At 73.4% G+C, this 20912-nt stretch carries 22 protein-coding genes; 6 read left to right on the forward strand and 16 right to left on the reverse strand.

The genetic code is table 11. From position 1 onward, the window contains the following. Positions 1 to 60: 60 nt before the first annotated feature. From ACFWUY_RS18815 to ACFWUY_RS18830, 4 genes are all read left to right on the forward strand, one after another. Positions 61 to 459 carry a DUF5997 family protein gene (locus ACFWUY_RS18815; protein ID WP_384109009.1) on the forward strand — a complete coding sequence of 133 codons (399 nt, stop codon included), beginning with the start codon at positions 61 to 63 and terminating at the stop codon, positions 457 to 459. A gap of 68 nt (positions 460 to 527) precedes the next feature. Then, positions 528 to 1484 (forward strand): universal stress protein, encoded by a 957-nt coding sequence (locus ACFWUY_RS18820; RefSeq protein WP_384109012.1) that lies wholly within the window; start codon positions 528 to 530, stop codon positions 1482 to 1484. A gap of 41 nt (positions 1485 to 1525) precedes the next feature. Beyond that, on the forward strand, positions 1526 to 2029 hold the full coding sequence (locus tag ACFWUY_RS18825; RefSeq protein WP_384109015.1) for an NUDIX hydrolase: 504 nt from the start codon (positions 1526 to 1528) through the stop codon (positions 2027 to 2029). Between the two features lie 131 nt (positions 2030 to 2160). After that, positions 2161 to 2955: a VOC family protein gene (locus ACFWUY_RS18830; protein WP_384109018.1), complete on the forward strand. Its 795-nt coding sequence runs from the start codon at positions 2161 to 2163 to the stop codon at positions 2953 to 2955. Between the two features lie 51 nt (positions 2956 to 3006). Here ACFWUY_RS18830 and ACFWUY_RS18835 read toward each other — a convergent pair whose 3' ends face one another. From ACFWUY_RS18835 to ACFWUY_RS18885, 11 genes are all read right to left on the reverse strand, one after another. After that, the gene (locus ACFWUY_RS18835; RefSeq protein ID WP_384109021.1) at positions 3007 to 4593 is read right to left on the reverse strand and encodes a hypothetical protein; all 1587 of its coding nucleotides are present in this window, start codon (positions 4591 to 4593) and stop codon (positions 3007 to 3009) included. Between the two features lie 116 nt (positions 4594 to 4709). Continuing rightward, positions 4710 to 4904 carry a hypothetical protein gene (locus ACFWUY_RS18840; RefSeq protein WP_384109024.1) on the reverse strand — a complete coding sequence of 65 codons (195 nt, stop codon included), beginning with the start codon at positions 4902 to 4904 and terminating at the stop codon, positions 4710 to 4712. A gap of 118 nt (positions 4905 to 5022) precedes the next feature. Further along, positions 5023 to 5694, reverse strand: a complete 672-nt coding sequence (locus ACFWUY_RS18845) for an ABC transporter ATP-binding protein (protein ID WP_384109027.1) — start codon at positions 5692 to 5694, stop codon at positions 5023 to 5025. Further along, positions 5687 to 6667, reverse strand: coding sequence for an ABC transporter ATP-binding protein (locus ACFWUY_RS18850; RefSeq protein WP_384109030.1), 981 nt, complete (start codon positions 6665 to 6667; stop codon positions 5687 to 5689). The genes ACFWUY_RS18845 and ACFWUY_RS18850 overlap by 8 nt, the downstream gene beginning before the upstream one ends. 26 nt (positions 6668 to 6693) lie before the next feature. Continuing rightward, positions 6694 to 7530: an ABC transporter permease gene (locus ACFWUY_RS18855; RefSeq protein ID WP_384109033.1), complete on the reverse strand. Its 837-nt coding sequence runs from the start codon at positions 7528 to 7530 to the stop codon at positions 6694 to 6696. Continuing rightward, positions 7523 to 8515, reverse strand: a complete 993-nt coding sequence (locus tag ACFWUY_RS18860; RefSeq protein ID WP_384109036.1) for an ABC transporter permease — start codon at positions 8513 to 8515, stop codon at positions 7523 to 7525. The genes ACFWUY_RS18855 and ACFWUY_RS18860 overlap by 8 nt, the downstream gene beginning before the upstream one ends. Continuing rightward, a complete protein-coding gene (locus ACFWUY_RS18865; protein WP_384109038.1) occupies positions 8512 to 10128 on the reverse strand; it encodes an ABC transporter substrate-binding protein in 1617 nt (538 codons plus the stop codon). The genes ACFWUY_RS18860 and ACFWUY_RS18865 overlap by 4 nt, the downstream gene beginning before the upstream one ends. Positions 10129 to 10216: 88 nt before the next feature. Next, positions 10217 to 11323, reverse strand: coding sequence for an acyl-CoA dehydrogenase family protein (locus ACFWUY_RS18870; protein WP_384109041.1), 1107 nt, complete (start codon positions 11321 to 11323; stop codon positions 10217 to 10219). Beyond that, positions 11320 to 12504 (reverse strand): acyl-CoA dehydrogenase family protein, encoded by a 1185-nt coding sequence (locus ACFWUY_RS18875; RefSeq protein ID WP_384109044.1) that lies wholly within the window; start codon positions 12502 to 12504, stop codon positions 11320 to 11322. The genes ACFWUY_RS18870 and ACFWUY_RS18875 overlap by 4 nt, the downstream gene beginning before the upstream one ends. Beyond that, entirely contained in the window at positions 12501 to 13469 is a 969-nt protein-coding gene (locus ACFWUY_RS18880; protein WP_384109047.1) for an NADPH:quinone oxidoreductase family protein, read from the reverse strand. Before ACFWUY_RS18880 ends, ACFWUY_RS18875 begins: the two co-directional genes overlap by 4 nt. A 68-nt stretch (positions 13470 to 13537) precedes the next feature. After that, on the reverse strand, positions 13538 to 14125 hold the full coding sequence (locus ACFWUY_RS18885; protein ID WP_384109050.1) for a helix-turn-helix domain-containing protein: 588 nt from the start codon (positions 14123 to 14125) through the stop codon (positions 13538 to 13540). A gap of 67 nt (positions 14126 to 14192) precedes the next feature. Between ACFWUY_RS18885 and ACFWUY_RS18890 the strand changes: the two genes are divergently transcribed. Both ACFWUY_RS18890 and ACFWUY_RS18895 read left to right on the forward strand, forming a co-directional pair. Then, positions 14193 to 15155 (forward strand): NAD(P)/FAD-dependent oxidoreductase, encoded by a 963-nt coding sequence (locus tag ACFWUY_RS18890; RefSeq protein WP_384109053.1) that lies wholly within the window; start codon positions 14193 to 14195, stop codon positions 15153 to 15155. A 158-nt stretch (positions 15156 to 15313) separates the two neighbouring features. Next, the gene (locus ACFWUY_RS18895; RefSeq protein ID WP_384109056.1) at positions 15314 to 16093 is read left to right on the forward strand and encodes a VOC family protein; all 780 of its coding nucleotides are present in this window, start codon (positions 15314 to 15316) and stop codon (positions 16091 to 16093) included. Between the two features lie 14 nt (positions 16094 to 16107). Here the strand turns inward: ACFWUY_RS18895 and ACFWUY_RS18900 are convergent, their stop codons facing one another. The 5 genes from ACFWUY_RS18900 to ACFWUY_RS18920 form a co-directional block, all read right to left on the reverse strand. Beyond that, positions 16108 to 16860, reverse strand: coding sequence for a PIG-L deacetylase family protein (locus ACFWUY_RS18900; RefSeq protein ID WP_384109059.1), 753 nt, complete (start codon positions 16858 to 16860; stop codon positions 16108 to 16110). 190 nt (positions 16861 to 17050) lie between these two features. Continuing rightward, on the reverse strand, positions 17051 to 18187 hold the full coding sequence (locus ACFWUY_RS18905) for a GntR family transcriptional regulator (protein ID WP_384109063.1): 1137 nt from the start codon (positions 18185 to 18187) through the stop codon (positions 17051 to 17053). Positions 18188 to 18240: 53 nt separating this feature from the next. Further along, positions 18241 to 19548, reverse strand: a complete 1308-nt coding sequence (locus ACFWUY_RS18910) for an alpha/beta fold hydrolase (RefSeq protein WP_384109066.1) — start codon at positions 19546 to 19548, stop codon at positions 18241 to 18243. Positions 19549 to 19633: 85 nt separating this feature from the next. Beyond that, positions 19634 to 20554, reverse strand: a complete 921-nt coding sequence (locus ACFWUY_RS18915) for a glycine betaine ABC transporter substrate-binding protein (RefSeq protein WP_384109226.1) — start codon at positions 20552 to 20554, stop codon at positions 19634 to 19636. After that, positions 20500 to 20889 carry a VOC family protein gene (locus ACFWUY_RS18920; protein ID WP_384109069.1) on the reverse strand — a complete coding sequence of 130 codons (390 nt, stop codon included), beginning with the start codon at positions 20887 to 20889 and terminating at the stop codon, positions 20500 to 20502. The genes ACFWUY_RS18915 and ACFWUY_RS18920 overlap by 55 nt, the downstream gene beginning before the upstream one ends. Positions 20890 to 20912 lie beyond the last annotated feature (23 nt).

Raw genomic sequence — 20912 nt, forward strand, 5'->3', positions numbered from 1 at the left:
CCAGGTTACCGGTAGCTGCCGTGGTCGGAACTCGCCCGCACGCTCGATACCCTTGACACCATGACGTCGCACCAGAACACCCAGACGATGAAGCCCGCCACCGCGGCGAAGAAGCTGGGTGTGTACCTCGAGGCCACCCCCGCAGAGTTCCAGGAGGGTGTCGTCTCGCGCTCCGAGCTGAACGAGCTCCAGGCGAACCCGCCCGCCTGGCTCCAGGAACTCAGGAAGAACGGCCCGCACCCCCGCCCGGTGGTCGCGCAGCGGCTCGGCGTCTCCATCGCCGGTCTCGCGCGCGGCGGCATCACCGAGCCGCTCACCACCGAGCAGATCGACGCGCTCAGGCAGGAGCTCCCCGAGTGGCTCCAGAAGGAGCGGGCCACCCAGGCGGAGGTCCGCAAGGAGACCGTCCGCATCAAGGAGCGCGACGCGGAGCGGGCGCGCCGCGACCAGAACGCCTGATCGTCCCTCCACACCGCGCCGCACCCCGAGGGGTGTGGCGCGGCGCCGTGCGCGGGAGTCATTCCCCCATGAGTGCTTTCCCCCTGAGCGACCTGAGCACCGCGTCCGAGCCTCCGGTCGTCGTCGGCGTGGACGGATCGGAGCACAGTCTCCGGGCCCTCGAGTGGGCGCTGAGCGCCGCCGAGCACCTGGAGTCACCGCTGGTCGTGGCCCATGTGCGGTCCGACGCCCTCCAGCTCGGCGCCGCCCGCATCGCCTCCCTCGGACCGTCTCCGGAGCTTCCCGACACGGTGGTGACGGCCGTACGGAAGACGGTCGAGGAGCGCGGGCACACCCTTCCCGTGCGGTACGAGTCCCTCGACGGGGCCGTGACCGACGCCCTGCCCGCGGCCGCGCGGGGCGCGCGGCTCCTGGTGACCGGTTCCCGCGGGCACGGCGGCTTCGCGAGCCTGCTGCTCGGTTCGACCAGCCGGACGCTCGCCGCGACGGCTCCCTGCCCGCTCGTCGTCGTCCCGCACGAGGCACGCGCGGCCGCCCTGGAGGGCGGTGCGGAGGCGGGCCGGGTCCTGCTCGGCCTGCACACGGAGGAGACCCCGGACGAGGTGGTGGCCTTCGCCTTCGAGGCGGCGTACCACCGGGTCGTACCGCTGGAGGTCGTGACGGCGTTCCGGCTGCCCCCGCAGCCGGGCGCGCTGGTCGTCGCGCCGTCCCCGGCGCTCCAGGTGCCTCCGCCGCTGCCCCTCGCGGACGACATGGAGCAGCAGCTCGTACGGCAGGGGCGGCGGGAGCAGGAGGAGCGGCTGCGGCCCTTCGCCGCCCGCCGGCCGGAGGTCGACGTCGTTCCGGTGGTGGTGCCGGGGGACGCGGCGGGGCTGCTCGTGGAGGGTTCGCGGGACGCCGGTCTGCTGGTGGTGGGCCGGCACCACCGGCATCGCTTCGGCTCGCTGCTCGTCGGCTCGGTCGCGCACGCGGTGCTGCACCACGCGCACTGCCCGGTCGCCGTGGTTCCCCCCTCGGCCGGGTAGTTCCCTGGCGGCGCGGTGAGCGCTGCTGGTAGAAGGGGATCATGAACACCCCCGAGCGGGCCGCCGCCGCCCACCGCAATGTCCGGCCACCGGTCCCCCAGGCCTCTCTCGGCGCGGGGGTGGTGGTGACCGACGAGGCCGGCCGGGTGCTCCTCGGGCTGCACCGCTCCGGGGTGTGGGAGCTGCCGGGCGGCATGGTCGAACCCGGTGAGTCCGTCGAGGACGCGGCGGTCCGCGAGCTGGCCGAGGAGACGGCGCTCGTCGCGGACGCCGCCGACGTGGAGGTCATCGGGCTGATCCTGGACTCGGTCACCTCCTCGCTGCTGACCCGGATGACCGCGGCCACGGTGCTGCGGGTGTTCCGCGGGGTGCCCGCCGTGGCCGAGCCGGACAAGATCGAGCGCTGGGAGTGGACGGACCCGGACCGCCTGCCGGAGGCGCTGTTCGTGCCGTCCGCGCAGGTGCTCCGGATGTGGCGGCCCGAGCTGCCGCTGCCCGGCGGCCCGTTCCACCGCTACCCGGTGGGCCGCCGGCTGCCGGCCTGATCCGTGTCCTCGGGTCCCGGTGTTCACGACACGCCTGTCCGGTCACCTCGTGTCACCGAGCGGGGTGGGACGAGCGTGACTAGCGTGGCCCACAGGAACACGTCATCGATTCGGAAGTGGGAGTCACCGTCATGGCCGCACGACCTGAAGGCACGCCGGTCTGGACCGACGCGATGTTCACCGACGTCGAGGGCGCCAAGACGTTCTACGGCGACGTGCTCGGCTGGACCTTCGGCGAGTCCTCCTCGGAATTCGGCAACTACACCCAGGCGTACAAGAACGGCAAGGCGGTCGCGGCCGTGGTCCCGCCGATGCCGGGACAGGACGGGGAGCCGCAGTCGGCCTGGTGTCTGTACTTCTCCTCGCCGGACGTCACGGCGACGGCGGAGAAGATCCGGAGCGCGGGCGGCACCGTCCTGATGGAGCCGATGCAGGTCGGTGACTTCGGTTCGATGTGCATCGCGCGGGAGCCGTCGGGCGCCGTCTTCGGTGTCTGGCAGGGCGGTACGCACGAGGGCTTCGAGCTGGAGGGCGAGAGCGGCTCGTACGTCTGGGCCGAGGTCTTCACCCGGGAGCCGGCGAAGGCCGACGACTTCTTCACCGCCGTCTTCGGCTACCGCTCCAAGACGATGCCGGACGGCGAGATGGACTACCGGGTCTTCGACCTCGGTGCCGGTCCGGTGCTCGGCCGGATGGTGATGACGGCGGACTTCTCGCCGGAGGTCCCCCCGTACATCCAGGTCTACTTCGCCGTGGACAACTGCGACAAGGCGGTCGAGGCGGCCGAACGTCTCAAGGGGCGGAAGATTTTCGGTCCGATGGACAGTCCCTTCGGCCGTTTCGCGTCGATCATGGACCCGCAGGGTGCCGCTTTCGCCGTGATCGACGTCAGGACCACCGTCGGCGAGGTGCCCGAGATGGTCTGACCGGTACGGAAGACCGCCCCGGGATCCGGTCCCGGGGCGGTCGCGCGCGACTCAGGCGCTGTCGCGGACGGCGACGATGCCGTTGAAGACGCCCACGTACGCGGTGCCGTCGGGTCCGAGGGTGATCGGGGCCCAGTTGTTGTCGTAGGAGAGTCCGGTGCCGGTGAAGCGGCTGAAGACCCGTGCGCCGGTGCGGAAGTCGACGGCCGTGAGGTACCAGGCGTCGACGCCCCAGGCGTGGGGGCGCTTCTCGTAGAAGTAGAGCAGTCCGTTGGCGGTGGAGAGCTTCGGCACGGTGGAGGGCGAGCGGACGTCGCTCTCCCAGACGGTGTCGCAGCCGCTGCCGTCGGCGCGGACGTCGATCCGGGTGGCGCCGCCGACGACACTGCGGCCGAAGGTGAGTGAACTCGGGTTCTCGTATCCGTAGTTGTTCTCGACGACGAGGCTGTCGCCCCAGCTGATCAGTGAGTTGTCGGTGGTGGAGGCGCCCGGACCGAAGACGGGCACCTTGCAGACGAGCCGCTCGGCGGCGGGCACGTCGGCGCCCCTGCGGTAGACGAGGACGTTCATGCGGTCGTCGGCGTTGTCGGTGATGGCGACGTACTCGTCGTGGCGGCCGAAGAGGTCGGGGGTGGTGCCCGAACCCTGGTTCACCGAGCCGGGTTTGGTGCCGGTCCCCCGGTCGTACGTCTCGCGCCACCGCACGCGCGGGACGCCGTCGGCATCGGCCTCGAGGCCGTACAGGGCGTGGTCGGTGACGAGGGAGACGCCGTCCTCGGCGACGGAGAAGGAGTTCTGGATCTCCTCGCCTTCGAGGTGGATCGCGCGCAGGGCGCCCGTCGCGGGGTCCACGGTGCCGACGCGGCCGAGGCGGGTCACCCACCAGACGCGGCCGTCCCAGTCGGGCATGACGGAGGTGACGGGGTCGCAGACGCCGCTGGGGAAGAGGTTGGTCCAGGTGACGCAGTCGTGCGGGACGAGGGAGGTGAGGTCCCAGTCGTCCTCGACGACGAACTCCCATGTTCCGTCGCTCTTCTGACGGTGTGCGATGCGCTGGATGTGCTGCCGGGAGTCGGCGAGGACGACCCGGTCCCGGTGGTCGAGGTAGAAGTAGGCACCTCCGGAGGTGTCCTTGAAGATCCTCTCGAAGTCGAGGCGGGTGACGGCCTCGACGGTGGAGGAGCGCTGCGGCAGCTTGTACTCGGCGAGGGTGTCCAGGGTGCGCGGGTCGAGCAGCTTCAGCAGGAAGCCGCTGAAGGTGCCGCACACGGTGAGGAGCCGGCCGCCGGAGTCGAAGGTGACGGTGGCGCACTCGCCGCCGACGGGGGCGATCTTCTCGCTGTCGACCTCCGGGGAGCGGCCGAGGGGGCCCGGGTACGGGTGGGTGCCGCTGCCCGCGCCGTCGGCGTGCATGCCGCTGCGTCCGTTGGGGGCGAGGTACGGGTGCTGGGCGGGGCCCTCGCCGGGGACGGGACGGGCGGTGGCGGGGGCGCCCTGGTAGTGCTCCACGAAGCGGTGGCCGGGGGCGAGGGGGATCTCCTCGGCCTGGGCGACGGGTGCGGCGCCGGCCAGGAAGGTGGCGGCGAGCGCGATCAGCGTGAGCGCGCGGGCTCGTCTTCTGGGCGGATGGGTGGTCAAGGGGGGCTCCTCGGGTCCGGACGTCGGTCGCGCCGGCGGCCGACGCTAGGCCCGAGTGCGTGAGATGTACATGGAACCGCCCCTGGTTTCATGGGCAGTTCACGGCGGTGCAACGATCACGGTCTGAGGCTGGAGACCACGTCGGCGGTGGCGGCGACGCCGTCGTGGATGGTGGGGGCCATGCTGGTGCCGGCGAGGAAGAAGCCGAGCAGGGCGCAGACGAGCGCGTGGGTGACCTTGAGCCCGCCGGTCCGCAGGAAGATCACGGCCAGGATCAGCAGCAGCACCACGACAGAAATGGAAACGGCCATCGCTCTCACGTCCTCCTTGCGCCGCACCGGAATTGCGGCGTTCGGCGGACAGTGTGGCGGAACGCGCGGTCCGTCCGGGCGTATGGCGGGGCGGCCATACGGGTGAGATTCCGCCGGTTCAGTCGCCGTCGGTTCCCGGCAGGCAGTCCTTCCACTCCACCGTACGGTCGCACCAGCGGTTCAGGAGGACGCGGTCGTGGCCGACGGCGAGGAGGCCGGCGCCGGTCTCGGCCCGGTAGCCCTCGACGGCGGCGACCAGGGCGGCCGTGGTGGAGGCGTCGAGCATCGCGGTCATCTCGTCGCAGATCAGCCAGCGCGGCCGGAGGGTCAAGGCGCGGGCGAGGCAGGCGCGTTGGAGCTGGCCGTCGCTGACCTCGTGGGGGCGGCGGCCGAGCAGGTCGGGGGTGAGTCCGACGGCCGGGGCGAGTTCGGCGACCCGGTCTGCGGCCTCGCCCCGGCGGCCGGTGGCGCGCAGGGGTTCGGCGATCAGGTCGGTGAGGGTGAGCCGGGGGTCGGCGGCGGTGCGGGGCTGCTGGAAGACGACGCCGACGGCGGTGCGCAGGGCGCGCGGGGCCCGGTGGCGCCAGGCCCTGACCTCGGTGCCGTCGAGGACGAGACGGCCCGCGTCGGGACGGTGGAGGAGGGCGGCGACCCGGGCGAGGGTGGACTTGCCGCAGCCGCTGGGGCCGAGGAGTCCGACGGACTCGCCGGGGGCGACGGTGAGCGAGGCGCCCCGGAAGACGGGGGCGCGGCGGTCGTATCCGGCGGTGACGGTGTCGAGTTCAAGCACGGGGGTGCTCCGGGTGGTGGCAGGCCAGGCCGGCGGTGAACGCGGGGCGGGTGGCGCAGAGTTCGGTGGCTCGGGGGCAGCGCGGGGCGAAGGCGCAGCCCTCGGGCAGCGCGGAGAGTTCCGGCGGCATGCCGGGGATCGGGGTGAACACCCGCTCGGGAAGGGCGTCGAGGAGTCCGCGGGCGTAGGGGTGGCGGGGGCCGGTGGGTCCGAAGAAGCGGTGGGCGGGGGCGATCTCGACGATGCGGCCCGCGTACATGACGGCGACGCGGTCGGCGACGCGTTCGGCGGCGGCCAGGTCGTGGGTGATGAGGAGCAGGGCGCGACCGTCGTCGGCGTGGCGGCGCAGTTCGTCGGCGGTGCGGTCGACGAGGTCGCGGTCGAGGCCGGTGGTGGGTTCGTCGGCGAGCAGCAGCCGGGCGTCGCCGATGAGGGCGAGGGCGGTGGCGGCGCGCTGGGCGAGGCCGCCGGAGAGCTCGTGCGGGTGACGGTCGAGGTGTCCCGCGGGGAAGGCGGCCCGTTCGGCGGCGTCCTCGGCGGCCTTCCGCCGCTCGCGGCGCGGGGTGCCGGTGAGGGCGCGGACGGTCTCCTCGAGCTGGGACCGTACGGTGCGGACGGGGGTGAGGTGGGCGGCGGGGCTCTGCGGTACGAGGCCGACGCGGCGGCCCCGTACGGTGCGGGCGAGGGTCTTCTCGTCGGCGGCGAGCAGGTCGATGCCGTCGATCAGCGCGGTACCGGAGGTCTCGGCGTTGCCGGGGAGGAGCCCCAGGAGGGCGGAGGCGAGGACGGACTTGCCGCAGCCGCTCTCGCCGACGAGGGCGAGGCACTCCCCCGCCGCGAGGTCGAAGTCGGCGCCGGTGACGGCGGCGACGGTCCGGCCGCCGCGCAGCCGGAAGCGGACGGTGAGGTCGCGGACGCTGAGGACGGCGTCCTCGGCCCGCTCGGCGGCGACGGCGTCGAGTGCACGCAGCACGCGGTGTCCTGAGGCGTTCGGGGCGTTCACAGCATCAGCTCCGATCGGCGACGCGGGTTGAGCCGGTCCCGCCACACGCCCGCGAGGCCCGCGATGGCGAGGGTCGGGACGATGAGGAGGAGGCCGGGGAAGAGGGTGGGCCACCAGTACCCCGCGAGCAGCGAGGAGCGCGCGTTCTGTACGAGGTTGCCGAGGCTGGCCTGGTGGCTGGGGAGGCCGAGACCGAGGAAGGACAGCGCGGACTCGTGCCACATGGCGTGCGGGACCATCAGGACGGCCGCGAGTCCGGCCTGCGGCAGGACGGCGGGCAGCAGGTGGCGGACGGCGACCCGCCACCGCGAGGCGCCTCCGGAGACGGCGGCGTCGACGAAGGGCCGGGTGCGCAGGGAGAGGACCTCGGAGCGCACGATCCGGGCGGTGGAGAGCCAGTGGGTGACGGCGACGGAGACGATCACGGGCCAGACGCCGGGCCGGAAGAGGGCGACGACGAAGATGCCGAGCAGCAGGTGCGGTACGGAGGAGAAGGCGTCGACGAACCGCATGAGGGTGCGGTCGGTCCAGCCGCCGAGCGCTCCGGCGGCGGCTCCGACGGCGGTGCCGACGACGGTGGCGACGAGGGCGGCGACGAGCCCGACGAGGAGCGAGATCCGCAGGCCGTAGACGCAGCGCAGGAGGAGGTCGCGGCCGAGGTCGTCGGTGCCGAAGGGATGCTCCCAGGACGGCGGGAGGAGCTTTCGGGAGAGGTCGACGGCCTGTTCGTCGAGCTGGACGAGCGGGGGCACGAGCAGGACGGCGAGCAGGACGGCGCCGACGACCAGGGCGGAGATCCAGAGCCGCAGGCGGTGGGTGCGCGGGTCAGCCATCGAAGCCCACCCTCGGGTCGGCGAGTCCGTACAGCAGGTCCGAGAGGAGGTTGCCGAGGAGGACGGCGGCGGTGGCGAGGACGGTGAGCGCGGCGAGCAGCGGGAAGTCGACGGAGGTGGCGGCCTGGACGGTGGCGGCGGCGATGCCGGGCCAGCTGAAGACGGTCTCCACGAGCAGCGCGCCGGTGATGAGTTCGGGGACGCGGGAGCCGATGAGGGTGAGCATGGGCAGCATTCCGGAGCGGAGGGCGTGGCCGGTGAGGACGGTGCGTTCCCGCAGGCCGCGGGCGCGGGCGCCGCGTACCGGGTCCTCGTCGAGGGCGTCGCCGACGCCCTGGCGGACGTACAGGAAGAACCAGGGCAGCTGGGAGACGCCGAGGACGAGGGCGGGCAGCACGAGGTGGCGGGCGACCTGGTCGGGGGTGACGGTGTCGCTCGCGGTGTCGGTGAGTCCGCCGGCCGGCAGGACGCCCAGCTTCAGGGCGAAGAACCAGATGGCGAGGAGGCCGAGCCAGAAGGCGGGGGCGGCTTCCAGGGTGTACGCGATCGAGCTGACGGACCGGTCGAGGAGGCCGCCGCGGCGGCGTCCGGCGAGGACGCCGAGGAGGGTGCCGAGGGCGATGGCGACGAGGAAGGCGGTGACGGCGAGGAGCACGGACCAGCCGAGGCGTTCGCCGATGACGTCGGCGACGGGGCGGCGCATCACGGAGGAGTCGCCGAGGTCGCCGGTGACGGCGGAGGTGAGCCACTCCCACCAGCGGGTCAGGAGGGGCCGGTCGACACCGAGGTTGGCGCGGAGCTGGTCGAGGTTCTCCTGCGAGGCGGTGAGTCCTGCGGTGCCCGCGTAGGCCTTGACGGGGTCGAAGGGGGAGGCTTCGGCGACGGCGAACACCGCGAGGGTGACCGCGAGGAGGACGGGGACGGCGGCCAGGGCGCGCCGTCCCGTCATCCGCGCCATGGGCCCCCAGGGGAGGCGGCGCTTCACTTCTTCGTCGCTCCGGTGCTCTTCGGCTTCCAGTCCTGGACGTTCCACCAGGGGCCGGAGGCGAGGCCGTGGTCGTGCGGCTCGACCTGGGTGCTCATCCCGTCCCAGGCGTCGGCGACGACGTACAGGTGGTCGATGTGGGTGAGGAAGGTGTAGCCGGGGTTCTTCACCAGTTCGCGCTGGACGGTGTCGTACGCGGCGCGGCGCCCGGCGGGGTCGTTCGTCCGGCGGCCGTCGTCCAGGGCGCGGTCGACGGTCTTGTTGTCGTACCAGGCCATGTTGTTGAAGCCGTCGCCGGCGAGGCCGGACTTCAGGAGCAGGTACTGGTCGAAGTCGGGGTCGCCGGGCGAGCCGCCGCCGGCGAGGACGGCGTCGGTCTTCATGCGGGGCTCGATGACCTCCCAGGTGCCGGCCTGGGCGGTGATGTCGATGCCGGCCTTCTTGGCGTCGGAGACGTAGGCGAGGGCGTGGTCCTGGCGGAGTTTGTCGCCGGAGAGGTACCAGAGCGGGAAGGCGGCGCGGACGCCGTTCCTGACGCGGATGCCGTCGGGTCCTGGCTTCCAGCCGGCCTCGTCGAGGATCTTCTTCGCGCCCGCGAGGTCGTGGCGGCGCTCGGTGCCCTGGGTGAACCAGGGGCTGTCGGTGGGCACGGGGCCGTAGGCGGGCTTTCCGGCGCCTTCGAGGATCTTGTCGACCATGGCCCGGCGGTCGACGGCGATGTCGAGGGCGCGGCGGACGGCGGTGTCGCCGGTCACCCGGTGGTGGGTGGGGAGGGTGACCGTGCGGTAGTCGTAGCTCTTGGCCGCCCAGGTCTTCTTCGCCCTGTCGGTCTTGAAGCCGGCGGCGAGGTTGGGCGGCAGGACGGCGCCGTCGAGGTCCCCGGCGCGCAGCCGGGTGGCGCGGACGTCGTCGTCCTTGATGATCGCCATGGTGAACTTCTTCACCGCGGGCGCGCCGTTCCAGTAGGACGGGTTGGCCTTGAAGCTGAGCTTCTCGCCCTTGGACCAGCCGGTGAGGACGTACGGGCCGGTGCCTATCGGCCCGGTGGTGAAGGCGCCGGTGTTGACGTCCTGCTTCGCCGCGACGTGCTCCGGGGCGATGGCCTGGACGGTGCGCTCGGCGAAGGGGGCGTACGGGTACTTGAGCCGGAAGACGACGGTGTCGTCGCCGACCGCCTCGACGCTCTTGAGGGCGTCGAGTTCGGTGCGGGAGGCGTTGTTCGTCTTCGGGTCGAGGATCGTCCGGTACGTGAAGACGACGTCCTTCGAGGTGAAGGGGGTGCCGTCGCTGAAGGTGACGCCGTCGCGGAGGTTGTACGTGTAGGTGAGGCCGCCGTCGCTGATGTGGGGCAGTTCCCGGGCGAGCGCCGGCGTGAGCTTCATGTCGGCGTCGAAGGCGAGGAGCCCGTCGAAGATCTTGGAGTTGCCGTCCTTGCCGTAGCCGAGGAGGGGGCTGAGGGTCTCGGGCTCGTAGGCGATGCCGACGACCGCGGAGTCCTTGGGTCCGCCGGAGCCCCCGGCGGTGGAGCCGGGGTTCGTGCAGGCCGCCGCGGTGAGGGCCACGGCCCCCGCGAGCGTCGCGGCGGCCGTGCCGCGGAGGAATCGGGCGGTCATCGTGTCCACACCCCTCTTGGAGATCAACTGTTATTGCGAACAGCTTGCAATTAAACAGTATGTAAAGGGGTGTGGACACAGGGGCCCCTTACAGCGGCGGCTCCAGGCCGACCAGCGCGGCGATCGCGTCCTGGTGCCGGCCCGCCGAGCCCAGGGCGATCTGGTCGGACTTGGCCCGCTTGAGCGCCAGGTGCGCGGGGTGCTCCCAGGTCATCCCGATCCCGCCGTGCAGCTGGACGCACTCCTCGGCGGCCCGGACGGCCGTCTTGGAGCAGTACGCCTGCGCGACGGCCACGATCAGCGGCGCGTCCGCGCTGCCGGTGGCCAGGGCGTCGGCGGCGGCGCGGGCCGCCGCCCTGGCCCCGACGAGGTCCAGCCACAGCTGGGCCATGCGGTGCTTGAGCGCCTGGAAGGAGCCGACCGGCCGGTTGAACTGATGGCGCTCACGGGTGTGCCTGACGGTCTCCTCCAGGCACCACTCGGCGAGGCCGAGCTGCTCGGAGGCGAGGAGTCCGGCCCCCGCGAGCAGGCCGCGCCGGACCGCCGGGCCGGCCGCCTCCGGGCCCGCGAGCCGGGTGCCGCTCCCGGCCGGGGTGGTGACCCGGGCCAGTGGGCGGGTGAGGTCGAGCGGGGTCTGCACCTCGACCGTCGCCGCCGCGGCCGGTACGGCGTACAGGCCGTCGGCGCGCGGGACGAGGAACACGTCGGCGGCGGCCGCGTCGGCGACCCCGGCCACCGCCTCGGCGAGCGGGGGCTCCGTGCCGGGTGCCGTCGACAGCGGTACGGCGAGGACCGCGACCGTACGGCCGCTCGCGAGGTCCGCGAGCAGCCCGGCGGCCGCCTCGCCCTCCTCCACCAGGGCGAGCAGCGTCTCGGTGGCCACCACGGCGCTGGTGAGGTACGGCAGCGGGGTCACCGCGCGGCCGAGCTCCTCCAGGACGACGGCGGCCTCGCGGTGGCTCGCGCCCTGGCCGCCGAGCTTCTCGGGGACGAGCAGGCCGGCGGCGCCGATGTCGGCCGCGAGGGACTTCCACAGGCCGGGGACGTACGGGCTGTCCGACTCGATCCGGCCGAGGAGGGTCTGGTGGTCGGCCCGGTCGGCGAGCAGGGCGCGGACGGCCGCCCGGAGGTCGTCCTCGGTCTCGGAGTAGAGGAGGTCGAGCGGCTGCTCCGTCGGTTCCGTCACGTCGGTCATCGGGCCAGGTCCTTCCAGGCGACGTCCTTGTCGTTGCGGGGCTCGGGCGGCAGGCCGAGGACCCGCTCGGCGACGATGTTGAGCAGCACCTCGCTGGTGCCGCCCTCGATCGAGTTGCCCTTGGACCGCAGATAGCGGTAGCCGGCGTCCCGGCCGGTGAAGTCCACGAGTTCGGGGCGGCGCATCTCCCACTCCCCGTACAGCAGGCCCTCGTCGCCGAGGAGTTCGACCTCCAGGCCGCTGATGGCCTGGTTGAGGCGGGCGAAGGCCAGCTTCATCGCGCTGCCCTCGGGTCCCGGCCGGCCGGCGACGAGCTGCTGCCGGAGCCGTTCCCCGGCGAGCCTGGCCACCTCGGCGTCCACCCAGTGGTCGAGGAGGCGCCGGTGCAGGTCGTGGGTGCGCAGCTCGGGCCGCTCGCGCCAGGTCGTGGCGGCCTTCCCGATCATGCCGCCCTCGCGGGGGATACGGGATCCGCCGATGGAGACCCGCTCGTTCATGAGGGTGGTCTGCGCGACCCGCCAGCCGTCGCCGACCTCGCCGAGGCGGTGGGCGTCGGGGATGCGCACGCCGGTGAGGAAGACCTCGTTGAACTCGGCCTCGCCGGTGATCTGGCGCAGCGGCCTGACCTCCACCCCGGGGTCGGTCATGTCGCAGACGAAGTAGGTGATGCCCCGGTGCTTGGGGGCGTCCGGGTCGGTACGGGCGATGAGGATGCCCCAGCGGGCGGTGTGGGCGCTGGACGTCCACACCTTCTGCCCGTCCACGATCCAGTCCCCGCCGTCGTCCCGGACGGCCCGGGTGGCGAGCGCGGCGAGGTCGGAGCCGGCGCCGGGCTCGCTGAAGAGCTGGCACCACACCTCTTCCCCCACCCAGAGCGGCCGGAGGAAGCGCTGCCTGACCTCCTCCGAGCCGTGGGCGAGGACGGTGGGAGCCGCCATGCCGAGGCCGATGCCGATCTTGCGCGGGTCGTTGTCGGGGGCGCCCGCGGCGGCGAGTTCGGCGTCGACGACGGCCTGGAGCGCCCGCGGGGCGTCGAGTCCGCCGAGGCCGGCCGGGTAGTGCACCCAGGCGAGTCCGGCGTCGAAGCGGGCGCGCAGGAATTCGGTGCGGTCGGCGGTGGCGGGCGGGTACTCGTCCAGGAGCTTCCTGGTGAGGGCGCGGAGTTCCTCGGCACCGGTCATGCGCGGACTCCTTCCGGGAGGACGACGAGGCGGCCGGTGGTGGTGCCGTCGGCGACCCGCTGGACGGCGTCCGCGGCCCCGGCGAAGGGGACGCGTTCGCCGATGAGCGGCTTGATGAGGCCCTTGGCGGCGTAGGCGGTGAGGGTCTCGTGGCAGCGCCCGATCGAGGCCGGGTCCTTCGCCGCGTACAGCCCCCAGTGGAGGCCGAGGACCGAGTAGTTCTTCACCAGGGCGTGGTTGAGGGCGGGCGCGGGGACGCTGCCGCTGGCGAAGCCGACGATCACGATCCGCCCCTCGAAGGCGACGCACTTCGCGGACTGCTGGTAGGCCTCGCCGCCCACCGGGTCGTAGATCACGTCGGCGCCGCGGCCGCCGGTCGCGGCCTTGACGGCGGCGACGACGTCCTCGGAACGGCGGTCGACGACCACGTCGCAGCCGAGCGCGCGGGCGACGGCGGCCTTCTCCGGTCCGCCGACGACCCCGATGACGGTGGCACCGGCCGCCTTGCCGAGCTGGACGGCCGCGCTGCCGACGCCGCCGGCCGCCGCGTGGACGAGGAGGGTCTCGCCCTCCTGGAGGGCGGCCCGACGGTGCAGGCCGAACCAGCCGGTCTGGTAGCCGATGTGCAGGGCGGCGGCCTCGGCGTCGTCGAGGGACTCGGGGGCCGGGAGCAGTCCGGCGGCGTCGGCGAGGGTGTACTCGGCGAAGCCGCCGTGCGGGAGGGCCGCGGTGGTGATGACCCTGCGGCCGTCCTCGGTCTCGGCGCAGACCTCCACGCCGGGGGTGAAGGGCAGCGGGGGGCGCACCTGGTAGTGGCCGCGGCAGAGCAGCGCGTCGGGGAAGTTGACGTTCGCGGCGCGGACCTTCAGCAGGACCTGGCCGTCGCCGGGCGTGGGTGGTGTCACCTCCTCGCGGCGCATCACCGCGCCCGGTTCCCCGTTCTCGTACACACGCCATGCCTGCATCCGGAAGCCTCCTCCGTACCGAGCGGTCGGTTGCATACTAAGCGGTCGCTTGTAGCCGGGGGAATGGGTCAGCCGGACTTCTTCGGGCGCGCCCGGACGTGCATCCGCTCCCCCTGCGGGCCGAAGAGGCTCAGGAACTCCACCGGCGCGTCGTCCATCGGCCCGAACCAGTGCGGGACGCGGGTGTCGAACTCGGCCGCCTCCCCGGCCGTGAGGACCACGTCGTGCTCGCCGAGGACGAGCCGGAGCCTTCCCGAGAGCACGTACAGCCATTCGTAGCCCTCGTGGACGCGCGGCTCCGGCGGCTCCGTCGTCCTCTCCTGGATCACCTTGTACGCCTGGAGGCCGCCGGGCTGCCGGGTCAGCGGGAACATCGTGCGGCCGTGCCGCACGATCGGCTTGGCCCGGACCCGGGGGTCGCCCGTCGCCGGCGCGCCGACCAGCTCGTCGAGCGGGACCTGATGGGCGCGGGCGAGCGGCAGGAGCAGTTCGAGGCTGGGCTTGCGCTGCCCCGACTCGAGGCGGGAGAGGGTGCTCACGGAGATTCCGGTGGCGGCGGAGAGCTCGGCCAGGGTCACCCCGCGGTCGCGGCGGACCCGGCGGAGCCGGGGACCGACCTCGTTGAGCACGGCGTCGATGCGGTCGTCTTCGGTCATACGTCCAGTGTTGCAGAAACAGCAAGTCCGCTTGCCGTTTCGCCAGGATCCGGGTGACGCTCGCCGCATGAACACACATACCGATGAGACGTACGCGTACGAGGCGGTGGTGGTCGGCGGGGGCGCGGCCGGACTCAGCGCCGCCCTCGTCCTGGGCCGGTCACTGCGCCGGACCCTGGTCGTCGACGCCGGCGAGCCGCGCAACGCACCCGCCGCGCACATGCACGGCGTCCTGTCCCGGGACGGGATGAGCCCGGCGGAGTACCTGGCGGCCGGACGGACCGAGATCGCCGGGTACGGGGTCGACCGGCGGGCCGGCGAGGTGACGGGTGCGACGCCGGACGGGCGGGGCGGCTTCGCCCTCACCCTGGCGGACGGGGAGACGGTCGGCGCGCGACGGCTCGTCGTCGCCACCGGGCTCGTCGACGAACTCCCCGCGATCGACGGTCTCGCCGAGCGGTGGGGGCGGGACGTGCTGCACTGCCCGTACTGCCACGGCTGGGAGGTCCGCGACCGGGCCTTCGGGGTGATCGCCCACCCGGCGATGCCCGCGCACCAGGCGCTCATGGTGGCGCACTGGTCCAAGGACGTGATCCTGTTCCTCCACACCGCCGGTGAGCTGTCGGAGCACGACGCGGCCCTGCTCGACGCGGCGGGCGTCCGCGTCGAGAGGGGCGAGGTGGCGGGGCTCGTGGTGGAGGACGACCGACTGACCGGGGTGCGGCTCGCCGACGGCCGGACCGTGGACCGCTCGATCGTCTTCGCCGGGGCTTCGCGGCTGGTGGCCCGCGACGGGGTGCTGCGGCAGCTGGGCGCGGAACTGCGCGCCACGCCGTTCGGGGAGTTCGTGGTGGTGGACGAGACGGGCCGGACGAGCGTGCCCGGCGCGTGGGCGGCCGGGAACGTGACCGGGCCGCAGGAGCAGGTGGTCAACGCGGTGAGCCGGGGCTACCGGGCCGGTGTCGCGCTCAACGGCGAGCTGGTCCTCGCCGATCTGGAGGCGAGGGCGGCCGGTCGGCCGGTCGGATGAACCCGGGCGGTTGGGGCTGCGCCGCGGGAACCGAGGGGCGAGGATCGGTCACGGTGACCGGAAGCCGCGCGGACCGGCGGCTCAGGAGACCGACGGCACGGACGGCGGAACCGCCCGACGGCCCCCTCCACGGACGACGGAAGGACGGGACACCTCCCATGCTCGGTACGCAGTTCACCAAGGGTTCTCCCAACTGGCTCGATCTCGGCAGCCCCGACACCGGGGCGGCGGCCGCGTTCTACGGCGCCGTGTTCGGCTGGGAGTTCCGTTCGGCGGGGCCCGACGCCGGGGGCTACGGCTTCTTCCAGCAGGACGGCCGGACGGTCGCCGCGCTGGGCCCGCTCACGGAGGAGGGCGCGCACAGCGCCTGGACCGTGTACTTCCAGACACCGGACGCGGACGCCACCCAGAAGGCCGCCGAGGCCGCGGGCGGGACCGTGCGCCTCGGCTCCTTCGACGTCATGGACGCGGGCCGCATGGCCGCGCTCACCGACCCGGGCGGCGCCCAGTTCGCGATCTGGCAGCCGGGCAGCGTCCAGGGCCTGCAACGGACGTCGTCGGCCAACACCCTCGTCTGGGTGGAGCTGCACGTCGCCGACCCGGGGTCCGTCCTCGACTTCTACCGGGCCCTGTTCGACTGGCGGTGGTCGGAGATGGAGGCCCCCGGCATGACGTACCGGGTCGTCTCCACCGCCGAGGGCGACCAGGAGGACGCCTCGTTCGGCGGCGCCGCCGAACTCCAGGACGCGAGCGAGACCCCGCGCTGGATCCCGTACTTCGCGGTCGAGGACGCCGACGCGATCACCGACTCCACCCGGGGCAACGGCGGCTCGGTCCTGATGCCCCCGGCCGACGTCCCGGACGTCGGCCGCATCGCCTGGCTCGCGGACCCCTCCGGTGCGACCTTCGCGGTACTGAAGCCGGCGCCGATGGGCTGACGGGGCCCTGCTCGTCAGCGCCCGAAGAGTTCGAACGTCACCGCCGGGCGGTCGCCGAAACGGGCGGACGCCTGGCTCGTCGTCATGGTGAGGAAGTCGCGGACGTACGACTCCGGGTCCTCGTCCGTCAGTGCCTCGATGTAGGCGCGGTGGCAGAGGAGCGAGCGGATCGCGCGGTCCAGGCCCGGGGTCGCGTCGACCGCGTGGGTGGGAGCGCTGGAGCCCGCGACCGCCACCCAGCGGACGCCGGTCCAGGGGTCCAGGCCCTGGTCGGTGAGCTCGGGGAAGATCCAGCGGTTCCCGGCGTCGGCCGCCGCGTCGAGGGTGGCGCGGCCGACGGCCAGGTGGTCGGGGGTGTTCCAGAGGGCGCCGGGGCCGGCGCCCCAGGTGTCGCGGTGGTTGAGGGTGACGACGAGCTCCGGGCGGTGGCGGCGGATCGCGGCGGCGATGTCGCGCCGCAGCCCGAGCCCGTACTCGATCACTCCGTCCCGGTGGTCGAGGAACTCGACCGTGTCCACGCCGACGACGGCGGCGCTCTCCCGCTGTTCCCGCTCGCGCAGCGGGGCGCAGACGTCCGGGGCGAGGGTGTCGATACCGGCCTCGCCCCGGGTGGCGAGGACGTAGACGACCTCCTTTCCGGCGTCCGTCCAGGCGGCGACGGCGGCCGCGCAGCCGTACTCCAGGTCGTCGGGGTGGGCGACGACGGCGAGGGCGCGCTGCCAGTCGTCGGGCATCTCGGCGAGGTTCGTGGCATCGGTTCCGGTCATGATCGCAGGATACGGGCCGCCTCCGGAGCCGTCGGGCGAAACGCTCCGGAAAGGATCACCGAACGTGAGACGTTCCGGGCCGGTCGGGGTCGAGGCCGCGCCGGGCCGCGAGCGAGGGCGACCGCGAGCCGCCGGGCACGCGCAAGCGTGGCGAACAGGGCGTCGGTGGGCCCCACTTCGTCCCGGGTGCTCATCCCCTGGGCTTTCGCGCGCCTCCGGTGACGCCTCCGCCGCCGCAGGAGGCCCGGACGACGAGCCGGGGGCGCAGCTGCACCTGGTGCAGCGGGGCGGCCTCGCCCTCGGTGAGACGCCGGAGCAGGATCTCCGCGGCGAGCCTGCCGAGCTGGTACTTGGGCGGCGAGACGGCCGTCAGCGGGGTCTCGGCGACGTCGGCGAACTCGTTGTCGTAGCTGATCAGGGCGAGGTCGTCCGGGACGCGGAGTCCGGCGCGGCGGGCCGCTCCGAGCATCAGCGCGGCCTCCCGGTCACCGAAGCAGAGCGCGGCGGTGACTCCGGCGTCCCGCAGCGCACCGAGGGCCCGGTCGGCGCGGGCGGGGCCCCAGCGGGCCATCACGTCCCGTTGGTACGCCGGGGCGCCGGGCAGCCCGAGGTCGGTGAGGGCGCGGGCGAAGCCGGACTCGATGGGCGCGGTGGTGGGCGCGTCGGTGCGGACGACGAGTCCGAGGCGTTCGTGGCCGAGGGCGCGCAGATGGCGTACGGCGTCGTAGGCGCCGCCCTCGTGGTCGGTGCAGACGTGCTCGGTGGGGTCGCCGGGGCCGTGGGCGGTGAGCCGGCGCTCGACGAGGACGGCGGGAACGGGCAGGGCGAGGAGTTCCTCGGCGCGCCGTCCGGGGTCGGTGGCGGTGTGCAGGCTGGGGACCAGGAGGAGTCCGTGGACACCCGCCGAGAGGAGGCGTTCGACGGCCGCGTCCTCTTCGGCGGGGTCGTAGTGGGAGCAGGCGAGGACGAGCCGGGCGCCGGCCGACGCGAGTTCCTTCTCGATGCCCTGGAGGACGCGCGGATAGTAGAACGTGGTGTCGGGGACGAGGACGCCGACGATCCTCCGGCTCGTGGCGTCCCGTTCGGGGCGGTGGGCGGCGAAGGTTCCCACGCCCTGCCGGCGTTCGACGAGGCCGAGGGCGACGAGGTCCTCGTAGGCGCGGCGGACGGTGGTCACCGACAGGCCCGTCTCGGTGGCGAGGGCGCGTTCGGTGGGGAGTTTGCTGCCGGGCGGCCAGGTGCCGTCGAGGATGCCGCGCCGCAGCTCGGCCATGAGGGCCCGGAACTTCAGCTCCCGGCCGGACGCCGGTGTCTCGCGTGCCGTCATCCGGGCCCCCTCGTCCGCTCCTCCGTGGCGCGCCGCATCCTATGCGGAAGTGATCAGATCTCGTCCCGGGCGAGCGCCAGCAGCCGGTCGAGGACGCGCGGCCCGCCGGCCCGTACCCCGTCGTGCTCGAACTCGTCGGTCACCCAGGTCCGCAGCCCGCGGACGGTACGCGCGGTGTCGAGGGAGTGGGCGGTGTCGACGTACATGTCGTCGTGGTAGACGGCGGCGGCGACCGGGACCCGGTTGGCGGCAAGGCGTTCGGGGTCGTAGAGCGGGGCCCAGTCGGCGCGGGCGGCGAGCAGTTCCGCGGTCTCGCGGAGCGGGCGGAGGGCGGGGTCGGTGGTGAAGTGCCAGGGGTGGACGGTCTCTCCGGTGAAGAGGAACGGACGGCCGTCGGCGAGCGCGGCGCGGGCGTCGAACTCGGGGTACTCGGCGCGGACGCGTTCGGCGGCCCAGTCGGTGGGCCCCTCCCCCTGGGCGTAGATGGCCTCGTGGAGCACGGCGTACAGCGGGTGTCCGGCGTACGACAGCTGGGCCTGGACCTGTTCGAGGAAGGCGTCGGCGAGCGCGGGGCCGCCGGGGGTGGGGACGAAGGCGCCTTCCAGGAGGTGGTGGAGCTGATGGGTGCCGTCGCCGGAGCCGAGGAGGATGCCGAGGGACTGGAAGGCCTCGGGGGTGAGCAGGCCGCCGCCGGGGAGGGTGACCTCGTGGTCGACGAGGTGGGCGGCGATGGCGCGGGCCCGTTCGGCGTCCTGCGGGTAGCGGGCGAAGTGGGCCTCGTTCTTGCGCCGGATACGGGGGTAGGCGGCGCGGTAGACCTCGTCGGCGGTGGCGTACAGGGAGGGCAGGCCGCCGGTGATCAGGACCCGCTCCAGGCCTTCGGGGGCGGTGGAGAGGTAGTGGGTGGCGCAGAAGCCGCCGAAGCTCTGGCCGAGGACGGTCCAGGGGGCACCGCCGGTGAGCCGGCGTCTGATCAGCTCGCAGTCCTTGACGATGGAGTCGGCGCGGAAGTGGGTGAGGTAGCCGGCCTGCTCGGCCGGGGTGCCGCGGAGCGGCAGCGTCTGGCGGTTGGCGGGGGTGGAGCGGCCGGTGCCGCGCTGGTCGAGGAGGAGGACCCGGAACTCCTTGACGGCCCGGCCGAGCCAGGCCTGCGGGCCGATGAAGCGACGGGCGCCGAAGCCGGGCCCGCCCTCCAGGTAGACCAGCCAGGGGAGCCGCTCGCGGTCCGCTCCGGCTCTGTCGCTCGCGACGACCTCGCGGCCGAAGACCTCGATCCGCTCGCCGTCGGGGCGGGAGTGGTCGAGGGGGACGGGGAAGCGGTGGTCGGTGAGGACGAGTCCCGGCTGCCGGTAGGTGGTCACGCTGTTCCTGCTCCTGTTCGGTACGCCCCCGCGAGGACAGTGGATCACACGGCGGAGACGCCGTACGGATCGGGCGGAGCCCCTGTCACTTCCTGACGGGTCCCCCGTCCGTGAGGTGGTTCCGTGCCACGTCCTCCGGAAGCCGGCGCCGGCTGTCCACCTGTTCGTTGAGGTGCGTCGGATCGGCCGCCGTCAGGGCGGTGTCGAGGCGTGCGAGCGCACGGGTGACGGACTCGCCGCCGGCGCGGGCGCGGTTCACCACGGGGACGATGTGGTCGGCGTTCTGCAGGCGCCGGTCGTCGGCGAGCAGGACGAGGCCGAACTCGTCGAGCGTGGCGTCGGTGGTCGTGGTGAGCACCAGCCGGTCCTGGCCGTTCCGGACGGCCTGTTCGGCCGGGGTGGTGCCGACGCCCTTGGGGTCGACGGCCGTCACGTCGATGCCGTAGACCTTCCTCGGGCCGGGGGCGCGGTACGGCCTCCGGACGCACTCGTCGCCGGCCGCGAGCCGGACGGGGAGACCGGTGGCGCCGAGGTCGCCGAGGGTCTTCAGCCGGTGCTCGGCGGCGAAGGCCGCGGTCACGGCGAAGGCGTTCTGGTCGACGGCCCGGCCGGCGTCGAGGACGGTGAGCCCGCGCGGGCCCGCGAGCGCGCGGAGCGCGGTCATGGTCGCGACCGGGTCGGGCGAGCCGGCGGTCGGCGCGTCGGGCCCGTTGACCTTGGCGTTCAGCCAGTCGCCGAAGGTCGCCGCGTACTCCGGTACGACATCGATCCGGCCCCGCTCCAGGGCGGGTTCGTACAGCTCGCGGTTGGTGACGGTGAGGATCTTCGTACGGTGTCCGGCCTCTTCGAGCAGCAGGGCGTACATCTGGGCCGGGAGGTCACTCTCGGTGAACCCGGCGGAGCCGAGGGTCAGCCGGCTGCCGCGCACCCGGACCGGTCCGTTCGGGTCGGTCAGCCGTCGGTCTGGAGTACCGACAGGACGTTGCCCGCCGGGTCCGTGAACCAGGCGATCGCCGGTCCGCCCCCGCCCCGCATGATGCCCTTCTCGTCGGCCTCGAAGTCGGGGTAGCGCTCCATGGTCACTCCGCGCCCGGTCAGCTCGTCGACGGCCCCGTCGATGTCGTCGACCTCGAAGTTGAGGATCGTGAACGTGGCGGGGGTGTGGTCCTCCTTGGGGTAGACGAAGACCCGGGCGCCGCCGGCCAGGGTGAGGAAGAGCATCCGCATGTCCCCCTCCCCCGCCTCCTCCGCCTTCAGGCCGAGGGTCTCGCCGTAGAAGCGCCGGGCGGCGTCGAGGTCGTCGACCGAGAAGCCGCTGAATGCCGAGGTTTCGCCGAACATGACGTGCTCCCTTCCGGGGGCCT

The sequence above is a fragment of the Streptomyces sp. NPDC058664 genome (assembly GCF_042716635.1).
Classification (GTDB): Bacteria; Actinomycetota; Actinomycetes; order Streptomycetales; family Streptomycetaceae; genus Streptomyces.

Excerpts from the sequence above, each read along its gene's own strand:
- ACFWUY_RS18905 (WP_384109063.1), bottom strand. The coding sequence starts at position 18,187 with ATGACGGCACGCGAGACACCGGCGTCCGGCCGGGAGCTGAAGTTCCGG.
- ACFWUY_RS18900 (WP_384109059.1), bottom strand. The coding sequence starts at position 16,860 with ATGACCGGAACCGATGCCACGAACCTCGCCGAGATGCCCGACGACTGG.
- ACFWUY_RS18920 (WP_384109069.1), bottom strand. The coding sequence starts at position 20,889 with ATGTTCGGCGAAACCTCGGCATTCAGCGGCTTCTCGGTCGACGACCTC.
- ACFWUY_RS18865 (WP_384109038.1), bottom strand. The coding sequence starts at position 10,128 with ATGACCGCCCGATTCCTCCGCGGCACGGCCGCCGCGACGCTCGCGGGG.
- ACFWUY_RS18825 (WP_384109015.1), top strand. The coding sequence starts at position 1,526 with ATGAACACCCCCGAGCGGGCCGCCGCCGCCCACCGCAATGTCCGGCCA.
- ACFWUY_RS18820 (WP_384109012.1), top strand. The coding sequence starts at position 528 with ATGAGTGCTTTCCCCCTGAGCGACCTGAGCACCGCGTCCGAGCCTCCG.
- ACFWUY_RS18830 (WP_384109018.1), top strand. The coding sequence starts at position 2,161 with ATGGCCGCACGACCTGAAGGCACGCCGGTCTGGACCGACGCGATGTTC.
- ACFWUY_RS18885 (WP_384109050.1), bottom strand. The coding sequence starts at position 14,125 with ATGACCGAAGACGACCGCATCGACGCCGTGCTCAACGAGGTCGGTCCC.
- ACFWUY_RS18840 (WP_384109024.1), bottom strand. The coding sequence starts at position 4,904 with ATGGCCGTTTCCATTTCTGTCGTGGTGCTGCTGCTGATCCTGGCCGTG.
- ACFWUY_RS18875 (WP_384109044.1), bottom strand. The coding sequence starts at position 12,504 with ATGACCGGTGCCGAGGAACTCCGCGCCCTCACCAGGAAGCTCCTGGAC.
- ACFWUY_RS18870 (WP_384109041.1), bottom strand. The coding sequence starts at position 11,323 with ATGACCGACGTGACGGAACCGACGGAGCAGCCGCTCGACCTCCTCTAC.
- ACFWUY_RS18855 (WP_384109033.1), bottom strand. The coding sequence starts at position 7,530 with ATGGCTGACCCGCGCACCCACCGCCTGCGGCTCTGGATCTCCGCCCTG.
- ACFWUY_RS18815 (WP_384109009.1), top strand. The coding sequence starts at position 61 with ATGACGTCGCACCAGAACACCCAGACGATGAAGCCCGCCACCGCGGCG.
- ACFWUY_RS18880 (WP_384109047.1), bottom strand. The coding sequence starts at position 13,469 with ATGCAGGCATGGCGTGTGTACGAGAACGGGGAACCGGGCGCGGTGATG.
- ACFWUY_RS18890 (WP_384109053.1), top strand. The coding sequence starts at position 14,193 with ATGAACACACATACCGATGAGACGTACGCGTACGAGGCGGTGGTGGTC.
- ACFWUY_RS18895 (WP_384109056.1), top strand. The coding sequence starts at position 15,314 with ATGCTCGGTACGCAGTTCACCAAGGGTTCTCCCAACTGGCTCGATCTC.